The following is a 12,779-nucleotide window of genomic DNA, read 5'->3' on the forward strand; positions in this document are numbered from 1 at the left end:
GCGTATATTTTCGTTAAAATGCGGGTAGTACCCCATCGCTATTGAGCTAAGCTCATACACCATCAATTATAGTAGAGGCTACGTGTAAAGAATTTAAAGACCCCTCAGGAATCAATGAATTCCTAAGGGGTTGCCTACGTGATATAACATATTTACAATTATGTTACGTTTAAAATACGTATCTTTTTCATTTACCTTATAACCACCCTATTTAAGTTTATAAGAACTATGCTTTTGAGATAAAAGTCATTACTTGTTTTATAAACTCGTAACCAAAATAACCACTAAATCCGAATAGGACTATTGCGGCAAATATAGATACTCTTTTAATAAAGGTTGGATTTAGAAAACGTCTAGTAAAATGAACAAAGCTTAATAAGATCATATCATGCATAAAGATACCTAATAAAATACCTACAGCTATTAATATAAATGTAGATGTACTTGCATTACCTAATGAAGAAACTAGAACCGGGCCAAAGACCCCTATCCAAAATACAATATTAGCCGGTGATATAGCAATCATAAAACCAGATAAATAAGCTGATAATAAAGATTTATTAGGATCTTCTCCATCTATGTTAACTTCCGACTTTGCTTCTTTAATGCTTTCTATTCCAATAAACATTAAAAATATAAAACCTAGGAGCCACATAACTGTTTCTACCCATGGATTGGTTAATACACTAGAGAACCCTAGATAAATCAGGACGATTAAAGATAAATCTACAGTCATTCCTCCTATACCTACAAACCAACCATGTACGAAACCATTTCTCATTCCTTGTTTAGTCATTTGGACTGTCATAGCACCTGCGGGTATTGCTAAAGATAAACCTAACAAAATATATGTGAAAAGTGTTATAATCATAAAAATTCTCCTATTATAAGTATTGTAATAATCAAACCCTTTTTCTTTTTCCTCGGGTTCAGCAAATAGAACTAGAGCACGGCGACTTTTCACATTACTTCTAGCAAGCATCAAAAACTCATAAGAAGATAAATGCCTAAAATCCCATAAGATCCTTTACATGTTCAGCATTCTTTTTAGATGTTAATTTTTCAAGTAATAAAAACGCAACATCAAAAGCTGTGCCTGGATTTGATGATGTAATAATATTTCCATCTTGTACTATTAAATCATTTTGTACTATTGCACCGAAATTCTTTAACTGCTCTTTTCGTTTACTCGTCGGATGACTGTATGTGGTAGCTTTTTTACCTACAAGAATTCCACTTTTTCCAAGCGTTAATGATGCAACACAAATACTGGCAATAGGCTTCTGCTTGGCATAAAAATGTTGAATAACATGTAAGAATTCTCTACTGTATGCATCCCGATAAAAACCAGCCTCTTCAAATCCTCCTGGAATAGCTAGTGCATCAAATTCATCTAATTGAATATCATCAACCGTTTTTTCCGGTATGACAGTGAAATTCCAAGTACAAGTTAATTTATTCCGAAGACCAACTGTTACGACCTCGGTTGATCCATCTCCCTCCCATTTATTCCAGCCTAGTACATCTGTAAATACACTAGCTTCTACTGCTTCAAACCCGTCAGCTAATAATAATAAAATCTTTTTCATATCGTAAACCGCCTCCTTCTACCCTTATTTTATACAAGTATAGAAGGCTGATAAATAAGTTCAACAAGGATATTTGATTGTTTTTCTTTATTTTATAAAGAATTTAGGTTATTCTATTTTATAAAAAAAGGTTGGATAATTTATGGATCAAATTGATAAAAAAATCGTGGGACTATTACAGTCAAATGCAAAAATTTCAATGAAGGATTTAGCGGAAGCGGTTCACTTATCTTCCCCGTCAGTAACTGAGCGAGTACGAAAGTTAGAGGAACAACAAATTATTGAAGGTTACCATGCACATGTTTCTCTAAAAAAAATAAATCGTCCAATTTCTGCACTTATACTGTTTAAATCAACAAATTGTAAATCATTATCTAACTTTTGCTACAATCATCCAGATGTACTTGAGTGTTACAGAGTAGCAGGAGAAATTAGCTATATTGTCAAAATAGCAACACATTCTGTAGAAAGTTTAGAACAATTTATTGATGATTCAATGCAATATGGTACGCCATCAACGAATATTGTGTTATCTTCTTATGAAAAAAAGATAATTACTCCTTTTATTAGTGAAGAATAAAAATACTGGTATAATCAATTAACTATTGCTTATGCAGAAGGATAATTTTTGTATGTTATATTAAAAAATAAAGACGTTATATTTTTTTAAAAGGAGTGTAATTACAATGGATTTTTCTAATAAATCAGTGATCATAACAGGGGCTGGAAATGGAATCGGGAGAGGAATTGCTTTACATTATGCAGAAAAAGGGGCCAATGTTATTTTAGCAGATATAGACGAAAAAGCAGGTGCAAAAACAGTTACTAAGATGAAAGAACAGGGTAAAGAAGCACTTTTCGTACAAACAGATGTAAGGCTGGAAACAGATATTATTCGATTAATGGAAGTAGCTAATCAAACATACGGTCAGATAGATATTTTAATTAATAATGCAGGAAAAGAGTTATTCAAGTCTCCTTACGATATTTCGCTAGAAGAATGGGACGATGTAATAAGCACAAACCTAAGAAGCGTTTTCTTGGGTTCACGTGAAGCAGCAAAGTATATGCGTCATAACAAAGAAGGTGGATCTATCGTGAATATTGCCTCTACAAGGGCGATTATGTCTGAGCCAAATTCAGAATCTTATGCTGCCACAAAAGGTGGGATCGTTGCTATTACACATGCGCTCGCAGCCTCATTTAGCGAAGATAGGATTACCGTGAATGCTATTTCCCCAGGTTGGATTGAAACAGGAGATTATTCAAAATTAAGTAAAATTGATCATGAACAGCACCTATCAAAGCGTGTAGGAACACCAGATGATATTGCACGAGCCTGTCTGTATTTAACAGCCAACGAAAATGATTTTGTTACAGGTATAAACCTTGTCGTAGACGGTGGAATGACGAGGAAAATGATGTATGAGGAATAGGCGGTAATCAATCAAGAAATACAGATTCGCTATCAATAAAGCCTACTTTATCCAAGGTGATTTACCGAATCATCATGTGAATTTGAAATACAATTGAACTGTTTATAAAAAAGATGAACCGGAATTTCCTATCTCTAATAAAGAAGGGATTTCCGTTTTTCTTTCGGATGAAACATGTGAAAATGAATAAAAACCATGAAGTACTCAATGCAAGGACACAAACTACACTAAGAGCGTTAGTTAGATAAAAAATAGAATATATCATATAGCTAGTAAGAGATATTAGTATCACTGAACGGGCTGTTAATAGCTATTGAAAAGCATAATTTAATCAATCTCAATTACATCACAAAACTTAAATATCCTTTGATTATGAAAAGCATCGGTACAAGTAATCGCCTCATTTAATGAATTTCTATTAGAAACTGTTCTGTATTCTTTATAAACCTACGTTAAAATATTCAGATGAACCTTTTATTAACTCATAACCCCTCCTCAAAAAATAGTAAAAACTACACTTGTGAAATCAATATTTTCTGTTTGCACTTTATATAAATCGATATGTCTCCACCTTAATTTTTGTTTTTTGTAATCCCCACTAATTCTTTTCTCAAATCCCCCAAAATGGATTTGAGAAATTAGGGAACTATAATGTCGTATTGAAACATATTAAGGGGGACAAAAGGTGAACAAGGAAATGAATTATGGAAGTGATTACAAGTTTATTCCAGAAACTTCAATTGAAAGTGGTCACGGCATCGAAGTATTACCTGATTTATTTTGCTACACGATTCAAATCGTCAACATATGTTTTGTTGGGAATCCGCATACCGATGATTTTGTTTTAGTTGACGCTGGAATGCCTAAATGTGCAAATGAAATTATCTCTGTTACTGAGGAGCGATTTGGTACAAATAGCCGTCCAAAAGCAATTATTTTAACTCATGGGCATTTTGATCATGTTGGAGGAATAATTGAACTCATTAAATATTGGGATGTTCCAGTCTATGCCCATCAAATGGAGATACCGTTTTTGACTGGACAACAAAGCTATCCTGAACCAGATCCAACAGTTGAAGGTGGTATGGTAGCGAAAATGTCTCCCCTGTTCCCTAATGAACCGATTGATTTAGGAAATAGCGTAAAAGCACTACCTATCGATGGAACTGTTCCCCATATGCCAGAGTTTAGATGGATTCATACACCAGGGCATACTCCTGGGCATATTTCATTATTCCGAGAGAAAGACCGAACTTTAATTGCTGGGGACGCTTTTGTTACAGTGAAACAGGAGTATCTGTATAAAGTAATAACTCAAGAACAGGAAATAAGCGGTCCTCCTCGTTATTTAACAACAGACTGGAAAGCCGCTAAAGAATCAGTCATTAAATTAGAAGAATTAAAGCCTCTAGTCGCTATTACTGGACATGGGATACCAATGTCAGGTGAATTGCTATCAACGAGCCTCAAAACACTGGTTCAAGAATTTGATAAAATTGCTGTACCTGATTACGGAAAATATATAGATAAAAAGATGCATTAAATGCGGAAATACTTTGTTTATTTTTATATTAATGAATCAAAACACCAACGAATATTAAGTTTAATATGAAAAAACACTGTACTTAGGCAACATCTCTATTATAAGAATGGAACTACCCTTTATGAATAAAGCTCGATATTCCGCAAATACTATCCATAGTATAAGCCTGCTTCTTACCCAGGTTGTACTTCTTACCATTAAGGGGTGATTAAAACGGGTTACGCTATATAAAAGCATAATCCGTTTTTAATGAAATATTGTATTCCATATACGTTTAAACAATGGAGGAAAATGATGAAACATATTGTTGCCTTATTAATTAAATACACAGCGATAACTGCAGTATTGCTAATCATGCTCAGTATCTTTCAAGGCATTTCAATTCCTAGAGTATTACTAATTTCTCTTTTTCTTACGGGAGCTGCCTATTTAATCGGAGACCTCTTCATTTTACCTAAATACGGAAATATGATTGCTACAATGGCAGATTTCGGCTTAAGCTTTTTCGGAACTTGGTTACTAACATCCTTGTTTACTAATTTAGATGCTACTCGTAACATTGGACTTTCTTCATTTATAGCCGCTTTAATTATTGGTGGAACAGAAGTTTTCTTCCATATTTATATGAAGAGGCTAGTGCTACGTAACGACGATGAATTAAAAAATCGCAATCATATTCATCATGATAAATATGCTATGGAAATATCAGATGAATATATAGATTCTTCCACAATAAATAAATCCAAGCTTGAGGATACATCTAAAAAATAAAAAAGTGGCCAATGCCACTTTTTTATTTTTGTTTATTAAGCTTGATCAGAATTTCTTACATGTAACGGAGGTGGAACTACCCACCCTTTTTTCTTACTTAAACGTAGCAGAGTTACACCTGCCTGCGCTTTTTTCATATGAAATTGGCCAAATAGCATCCCTACATCTTCTCGAAGACATTTTCCCATCACTTGACTACATGTCACAAGTCCAGCTGCTAATCCTGCAGAAACAGCTGCTGCTATTTCAACATCATTAATACGTGCTCCCGGAGGAATGTCTTCGATAGATGCAACTGGTCGTTCTGGAGGAGCAGGCGGTAAAGCGACCCCATTAATCTTTAAAAGAGCTTTTAATTCTTCTATTTCCGAATTCATATCATTTTCAATTAAGCCTTCTAAAAACTTCTTCAAGTCTTCATCACCTGTATGATTCATAAATACTTGATGGCTTGCAATCGCACCCTGTGCAGCAAGAAGATAGCTCCAAATGTCAAATACTTCACCGTAATGTAACGGTTCATTTTGAGGATTTCCACTTAATATACCCATTTTTAAATTCCTACCTTTCGAAAATATCATAATAAATATTGATTTCAATATTGAAATCAAATTTTTAAGTATGCTTTTTCCTGCAAAAGATTTTCTACTATGCATGGAAAACACCTTTCCAACACCGCGTGTTTATTGTTTAGGAAAGTAGTTTACAAATTAAATACTCAAAGATTATGAAAGAAGATTATCAATAATCTTTGAGTGAGTATCTGTTTAATATAAGGTTTTTTATTTTTATGAATACACAAAAGAAATTGATTTACATATTTGCTATATTTTAAGCCAATTTACTTAGCGGTTAGCTCTACCACCAAGTTGTTGTTCTGCCATTGCTACTAAACGTTTTGTAATTTCGCCACCAACAGATCCGTTTGCACGAGCTGTTGTATCTGCACCAAGTTGTACACCAAACTCTTGTGCAATTTCATATTTCATTTGATCAAGAGCTTGTTCAGCACCTCGAACTAACAATTCATTACGACTTCCACTATTATTGTTTGCCATCTTATTTCACCTCCGATGTTTTTAATATGCTACAAATTATGAAATAATAATTATCCTTTTTATGGAAATTAGATTATGAATAAAAATTGATTTTTTTCTTAAAGTAGGGCAAAACATATAAGAAAGAATAACTGATATAACATACTTTCATAACAACACTATGTATACTTCCTAATTCTCTTCAGTAAATAAAAGAAAGATTTCTATTTCACCAAGAGATTAAATAAAATTATGTTTTGAGACATAATCCAAAAGGAGATATGAGATGAAAGCTGTAACCTATCAAGGACCAAATCAAGTACAAGTTAAACAAGTTGATGATGCAAAGTTAGAGAAAAAAGATGATATTATTGTAAGAATTACTTCAACCGCTATTTGCGGTTCTGATTTACATTTATATCAAGGTAACATGCCCTTACCTCAAGGATACATTATCGGCCATGAACCAATGGGAATCGTTGAAGAAGTCGGGCCAGATGTCACTAAAGTGAAAAAAGGCGATCGTGTTGTCATCCCCTTCAACGTTTCTTGTGGACATTGTTTCTATTGCCAACATGAAATGGAAAGTCAATGTGATAACTCAAATCCTCATTACGATTCTGGTGGATACTTTGGTTATACGGAGAAATTTGGTAATCATCCAGGCGGACAAGCAGAATATTTAAAAGTTCCATTTGGCAATTTTACTCCATTTGTTATACCGGAATCATGCGAGCTTGAAGATGAATCCCTACTATTTTTATCAGATGTTTTACCTACAGCCTATTGGAGTGTAATAAACGCAGGCGTTAAGCCCGGTGATACTGTTATCGTCCTTGGTTGTGGACCTGTTGGATTAATGACACAAAAATTTGCTTGGATGCAAGGTGCTAAACGTGTAATTGCAGTGGATTACTTAGATTATCGGATGAATTATGCAAAAAAGATTAACAATGTTGAGGTATTTGAGTTTACAAAATCCCCCGATATGGGAGAACATTTAAAGGAAATTACACATGGTGGTGCCGATGTAGTTATTGATTGTGTGGGGATGGATGGAAAAAAATCGCCACTAGAATTTCTGGAACAAAAATTGAAATTACAAGGCGGAACTCTCGGCCCTATTCAAATAGCTACGAAAGCCGTAAGAAAATATGGAACGGTTCAAATGACTGGCGTTTATGGTGGCAATTATAATGCATTTCCACTCGGAGCATTTTGGGTTAGAAATATTAATCTTAAAATGGGACAAGCACCTGTCATTCATTTTATGCCAGAACTATTTAAAAAAATAACAAATAAAGAATTTGATCCAAAAGAGATTATTACACACAAAATCCCCCTTGAAGAAGCGAGCTACGGTTATCAAATTTTTAATAATCGTGAAGATGATTGTATAAAAGTCATTCTGAAGCCTTGAAGCTACAATTCATTTTTCTTAATGAAAAGATAAGATTACATTTCGTAATCTTATCTTTTTTTATTAAATGCTAAGTATCTATCCCCTATTTTCATCTCACATCTAAAATAGTTATTTTCAAAAATTTTGCATTTTGAGATAATAATTAATTGGTAAAAACATGAATTAAAGTATTAAGTAACCAAACAGCGGACACGATAACAATGTTAACTAACTTAAAAGAGGTGTACTTCATGTTTTATTATAAAGAAGAACTGATTAATATTATTAAGCCGGACAAGCCAGATCCAGCTGCCGCAAAAGTTTTACAAGAAATATTAGGTGGGCATTATGGCGAAATGCGTACAATGATGCAATACTTCTTCCAAAGCTCAAATTTTAGAGGGAAAGAGAAGCAATATCGTGATTTACTTCGAGGTGTTTTTTTAGAGGAAATAAGCCATGTAGAACTTGTACAACATACAATTAATCAACTATTAACTGGATCTGGTGAACCTACGCCAGGAAATGCTGGTATTGACACAGCACCACTTGATGAAGCGGTTAAACATGCAAATCCTCACCACTTTATTGTAGGTGCTCAAAGTTCATTGCCTGTTGATGCAGCTGGCAACCCATGGAATGGCTCTTGGGTATATAGTCATGGAAACTTAATTAGCGATTTATTAGATAACGTAGTACTTGAATCTACAGGTGTACTTCAAAAAACTAGAATTTATGAAATGAGTTCCAATCAAACTTTTAGAGAAACACTTGCATTTTTAATTGTACGTGATAATGCACATCAAAATGCTTTCGCAAAAGCTTTAGAGACATTGGGTGTTGAATGGGGGAAACTCTTCCCTGTGCCCAACTATGATATTAATAAATACCCAGAGTGCAGAAAGTATGTAGACATGGGATTCCATAACGCACAATTTAATTTTAGTTTAGATCCAACAAGAATGGGAGAAATATTCCAAGGTGAATCACCAAGTAGAAACAAAGGAACATTAGCAGTAACTGACCCGCCAAAAGGTTTTCCTGTACCAGAACTTCCTGAAATACCAAATGAGCATAGTCCTGGATTAAAAGATATGGGTCTTTAAGATCATTATGGCCAACTATTGATTCATGGTTGGTCATAGTTATTTATAAAGATTCATGTAAACTTGTTGTTAACATGATAGGATATTTTAATAAATCCTCTTTATTTAAAAGTGGTGTTGATCATATTTCTGCTCCTCTTAATGTTGTTTCTATGAACCATTAAACGCCACTGTATACTTACTTATAATCTCCCTACCTCTATTCACGTATAACATCCCTATATTGTAAACAAAGAGGAGGGACTTGTCCCCCCTCTTCTTTTAATTTTTCTTTAAAAGAATTGCTCCTGCAATCCCTGGGTGTGTCATTTCGAATGGATCTAGAATTAATTCTAAGTCCTCTTGTGACAATACACCATTTTTCACACAAAGTTCTCGAACGGATTGCCCTGTCGCGATTGCTTCTTTCGCAACGCGAGCTGCTGCTTCATAACCAATATGAGGGTTCACAGCTGTAATAATTCCTACACTTTTCTCAACATACTCTTTTAAGCGATCTTCATTCGCTTCAATTCCTTTTAAGCAATTATCTGTAAAGGCACGGAAACCGTTATTCATAATGCTAATCGATTGCAGTAAGTTGAAAACAAGTACTGGTTCCATCACGTTTAATTCTAATTGTCCTGCTTCTGAAGCAAGGCAAATTGTATGATCATTACCTATTACTTGGAACGCAATTTGATTAATAACTTCTGGCATAACAGGGTTTACTTTCCCTGGCATAATAGATGAACCTGGTTGACGAGCTGGTAACATAATTTCCGCTAAGCCAACACGTGGACCTGATGCCATTAAGCGAAGGTCATTCGCGATTTTAGACATATTCATCATACATACTTTAAGTGCTGCAGATACTTCAGTATAAGCATCCGTATTTTGCGTCGCATCTACTAAATCTTCTGCACCAACAAGCGGTAGTTCACTAATTGCAGCTAAATGTTTTACAACTGCTTCAATATATTCTGGATCTGCATTTAAGCCTGTACCAACTGCAGTTGCCCCCATATTTACTTCATATAAATGTTGACGCGATTGTTGAATTCGTTTCATATCACGTTCAAGTACGCGAGAGTATGCTTTAAACTCTTGTCCAAGACGAATTGGCACCGCATCTTGTAAATGTGTACGCCCCATTTTAATAACATGGTCAAACTGTTCTGCTTTTAATTCAAATACATCATGCATATAACCCATCGTTTGTAATAAGCCTTCTAATGCATTTAACGTCGCGATATGAATCGCCGTTGGGAATGCATCATTTGTTGATTGGGCCATATTTACATGGCTATTTGGACTAATATAATGATAGTCTCCCTTTTCCATTCCTAATAATTCAAGAGCACGATTGGCAATGACTTCATTTGCATTCATGTTCATTGAAGTACCTGCTCCGCCTTGGATTGGATCGACGATGAAATGATCGTGCCATTTTCCATCAAGAATTTCTTGAGCAGCTTCTGCGATCGCACCGCCCTTGTTCAATTCCAATCTTCCTACATCTGTATTCGCAAGCGCTGCTGCTTTTTTTACAATTGCGAACGCTCTAATTAAACTTTCATGAATTTTATACCCTGTAATCGGGAAATTTTCAACAGCGCGTAAAGTCTGAATTCCGTAATATGCCTCAATAGGTAATTCCTTTCCTCCCAAAAAATCATTCTCTACTCGCATATTCTTGTTTGTCATTGCCATTTTAATTTCTCCCCCATATTAAATGTAAAACCTAAATAAATCATATGAAGTCATTACCAATCCTTATCAGATTTTATTGTTAAATCGTAGACTAAAGGCTCTTCAATAATTTTTTTAATCTCTTCTAATTTATTAGTTTTCCCAAGCGCCCACATCAATTTTGCTATGATGGCTTCCGTATTCATATCTCCAGACAATATTACTTGATGTTGTGCCACTTTCCGTCCTACTTCATAGAGAAGTATGTCTTCTCCTTCTTCCAGGCATTGAGTAGTAATCACTACAGCAATCCCCATTTCAGTCAACTCTTGAATTTTCGAAAGCAAGTTCCTTCCTTCAAAAGGTAATCCACCGTTTCCAAAACTTTCAATAATAATTCCTTTATACAAATCTTTTAAGCAATCAAATATCTCTGGCTTTGTACCTGGATACAATTTCATAAGAAAAACATCCGTACATAAATTAGTATTTATTGAAAGTTCATTATGGGGGGACGTTGGCTTCCAATGATATTTCACTTCATCTTCATTTACCTCAGCAACATATGGATAATTCACACTTTCAAATGCATCATAACTTTTTGTTCGCATTTTAACTGCTCTCGTCCCAATAATCACCCTACTATCAAAAACAATAAACACACCGCCAACATCCTCACAGGCAAATCTAAGAGCATCAGCTACATTTTTCTTTGCATCTGTCTTTTTAAAACTAATAGGTACTTGTGAGCCTGTTAAAACAACTGGTTTTCTTAAACCTTGCAGCATATAAGATAACGCGGAAGATGTATAAGCTAACGTATCCGTTCCATGTGTAATCACAAACCCGTCATAGTCATCATAGTGATTAAAAACAGCATTAGCTATTTCTTTCCAGTGCTCAGGTTGCATATTGGTACTATCAATATTCATTAAGATTTTGCAATCTATTTCTAAGTTTCGAGAAGACTTCGAAAAATAATTCAATAATTCCTCAGCAGACAATCCTGGAACAAGCCCCTCATTCCCCTCCACAGATGCAATTGTCCCACCAGTTGCAAGTAATAAAATTTTCTTCATACACAACCCCTCCATAAAATAAACAACGATATATCGTTCGCGTAATGCGTATTTATATTTATCATTATAGAACTTAATTTGAATTAATCAAGATTTTGTATTCAATACGCGTACTTTTTTTCTATTCTTGATTCTTTTTCTATGCTATAATTAATTTAATAAAATTAGATGGGGTATGAGACGAATGCTGGAACGTTTATCTAAATTAAGAAAAAATCAAAAATGGTCCTTACAAGAGACAGCAGATCGACTTGGGATTGCGAAAAGCACCTATGCTGGTTATGAAAATGGTTATAGATTACCTTCATTACAATCTTTATCTAAAATAGCCGATTTATTTGATACATCTGTAGATTATATATTAGGTCGAATTGAACATTCACATCAAAACAAAGATGTAATTGATATTACAAGACTCCTAAACGATCCAGATGCAACACTTTTAGTAGATGGAGAAGCACTGTCAACAGAAGAGATAATAGATTTTATTGCTTTTGTGAGAAGTAAACGAGAACTAAGTTCCAAGAGAATAGAAAATATTGAACCAACATGTAAAAGTTAATTCAATAAAAAACGAAGACACTGCACTCTTTAAACTTAGAAATACTTAGACAATTAATTTGTAAACGGTTTATATAATGGATTCTTAGCAGCTGGCCTCATTTGGGGACTTATACTTGGAAACAATCCCATTGGTTATATGATTCAATTATTTTTCATCATTTGTGTGGGGTAGCAGCTATTTTCGGAGGTCTCACATCCAATAAATCAATTATCATGAAACAAGGACTTCTCGCTATTTTAGCATTGCTTGCCCTTTTATCTGTCATATAGAACTAAAGCTTTTCAATAAAGGAACTCACTTTTGAAGAATACGCCATTCTTTCTGTAGATTTATAAGAAAGAATGGCGTTTTTGTATGTCTATTTCTGTATCGAGAGAATTTGAAAGTATAACAGAATTCAAACAAGAATTAGCAAAGTATATAAAGTACTATAATCATGAAAGAATCAAGGAAAAATAAAAGGGAATGAATCCGGTATTGTACTAGGCTCATTCCCTAGAGGCTACTTAACAAACCGACCTTTCTAACTTTCGGGGACACAGTCTAGTTGAAGTGCTACAAGCAACGAATTTACTATTTT

General features: G+C 34.4%; 13 protein-coding genes and 2 pseudogenes. 9 read left to right on the forward strand and 6 right to left on the reverse strand.

The annotated features are described in order from the left end of the window. Nucleotides 1–226 precede the first annotated feature (226 nt). Both ABWK52_RS15150 and ABWK52_RS15155 read right to left on the reverse strand, forming a co-directional pair. Nucleotides 227–871 carry a LysE family translocator gene (locus ABWK52_RS15150; RefSeq protein WP_000587494.1) on the reverse strand — a complete coding sequence of 215 codons (645 nt, stop codon included), beginning with the start codon at nucleotides 869–871 and terminating at the stop codon, nucleotides 227–229. Nucleotides 872–1,007: 136 nt separating this feature from the next. Next, a complete protein-coding gene (locus ABWK52_RS15155; protein ID WP_000722336.1) occupies nucleotides 1,008–1,589 on the reverse strand; it encodes a DJ-1/PfpI family protein in 582 nt (193 codons plus the stop codon). A 142-nt stretch (nucleotides 1,590–1,731) separates the two neighbouring features. On the opposite strand from ABWK52_RS15155, the gene ABWK52_RS15160 reads away from it, so the two are divergent. From ABWK52_RS15160 to ABWK52_RS15175, 4 genes are all read left to right on the forward strand, one after another. After that, the gene (locus ABWK52_RS15160) at nucleotides 1,732–2,169 is read left to right on the forward strand and encodes an Lrp/AsnC family transcriptional regulator (protein WP_000372089.1); all 438 of its coding nucleotides are present in this window, start codon (nucleotides 1,732–1,734) and stop codon (nucleotides 2,167–2,169) included. A gap of 106 nt (nucleotides 2,170–2,275) precedes the next feature. Continuing rightward, entirely contained in the window at nucleotides 2,276–3,025 is a 750-nt protein-coding gene (locus ABWK52_RS15165; RefSeq protein WP_000347900.1) for a glucose 1-dehydrogenase, read from the forward strand. Between the two features lie 685 nt (nucleotides 3,026–3,710). Then, complete coding sequence (locus ABWK52_RS15170; RefSeq protein WP_353771977.1) at nucleotides 3,711–4,568, forward strand: MBL fold metallo-hydrolase; 858 nt, start codon at nucleotides 3,711–3,713, stop codon at nucleotides 4,566–4,568. 294 nt (nucleotides 4,569–4,862) lie between these two features. After that, entirely contained in the window at nucleotides 4,863–5,339 is a 477-nt protein-coding gene (locus ABWK52_RS15175) for a YndM family protein (protein ID WP_000680670.1), read from the forward strand. Nucleotides 5,340–5,374: 35 nt separating this feature from the next. On the opposite strand, the gene ABWK52_RS15180 is transcribed toward ABWK52_RS15175, so the two are convergent. Both ABWK52_RS15180 and sasP read right to left on the reverse strand, forming a co-directional pair. Next, the gene (locus tag ABWK52_RS15180; protein WP_002101091.1) at nucleotides 5,375–5,890 is read right to left on the reverse strand and encodes a DUF3231 family protein; all 516 of its coding nucleotides are present in this window, start codon (nucleotides 5,888–5,890) and stop codon (nucleotides 5,375–5,377) included. A gap of 294 nt (nucleotides 5,891–6,184) precedes the next feature. Continuing rightward, complete coding sequence (sasP, locus tag ABWK52_RS15185; RefSeq protein ID WP_000002840.1) at nucleotides 6,185–6,397, reverse strand: small acid-soluble spore protein, SasP family; 213 nt, start codon at nucleotides 6,395–6,397, stop codon at nucleotides 6,185–6,187. Between the two features lie 265 nt (nucleotides 6,398–6,662). Here sasP and ABWK52_RS15190 point away from each other — a divergent pair, with 265 nt between their 5' ends. Both ABWK52_RS15190 and ABWK52_RS15195 read left to right on the forward strand, forming a co-directional pair. Further along, nucleotides 6,663–7,796: a zinc-dependent alcohol dehydrogenase gene (locus tag ABWK52_RS15190; RefSeq protein WP_098542004.1), complete on the forward strand. Its 1,134-nt coding sequence runs from the start codon at nucleotides 6,663–6,665 to the stop codon at nucleotides 7,794–7,796. 233 nt (nucleotides 7,797–8,029) lie between these two features. Next, entirely contained in the window at nucleotides 8,030–8,884 is an 855-nt protein-coding gene (locus ABWK52_RS15195; RefSeq protein WP_097998663.1) for a manganese catalase family protein, read from the forward strand. Nucleotides 8,885–9,145: 261 nt separating this feature from the next. On the opposite strand, the gene aspA is transcribed toward ABWK52_RS15195, so the two are convergent. Both aspA and ansA read right to left on the reverse strand, forming a co-directional pair. Continuing rightward, nucleotides 9,146–10,576 (reverse strand): aspartate ammonia-lyase, encoded by a 1,431-nt coding sequence (aspA, locus tag ABWK52_RS15200; RefSeq protein ID WP_098281187.1) that lies wholly within the window; start codon nucleotides 10,574–10,576, stop codon nucleotides 9,146–9,148. Between the two features lie 53 nt (nucleotides 10,577–10,629). Further along, a complete protein-coding gene (ansA, locus tag ABWK52_RS15205) occupies nucleotides 10,630–11,634 on the reverse strand; it encodes an asparaginase (protein ID WP_000722296.1) in 1,005 nt (334 codons plus the stop codon). A gap of 184 nt (nucleotides 11,635–11,818) precedes the next feature. On the opposite strand from ansA, the gene ansR reads away from it, so the two are divergent. The 3 genes and pseudogenes from ansR to ABWK52_RS15220 all read left to right on the forward strand — a co-directional run. After that, nucleotides 11,819–12,196, forward strand: coding sequence for an HTH-type transcriptional regulator AnsR (gene ansR / locus ABWK52_RS15210; RefSeq protein ID WP_000893567.1), 378 nt, complete (start codon nucleotides 11,819–11,821; stop codon nucleotides 12,194–12,196). Between the two features lie 66 nt (nucleotides 12,197–12,262). Beyond that, nucleotides 12,263–12,468: pseudogene (locus ABWK52_RS15215) on the forward strand (DUF1304 domain-containing protein); the annotation flags it as partial. Between the two features lie 103 nt (nucleotides 12,469–12,571). Continuing rightward, nucleotides 12,572–12,658, forward strand: a pseudogene (locus tag ABWK52_RS15220) (IS3 family transposase); the annotation flags it as partial. Nucleotides 12,659–12,779 lie beyond the last annotated feature (121 nt).

Source organism: Bacillus sp. AP50 (genome assembly GCF_040492675.1).
GTDB lineage: Bacteria > Bacillota > Bacilli > Bacillales > Bacillaceae_G > Bacillus_A > Bacillus_A cereus.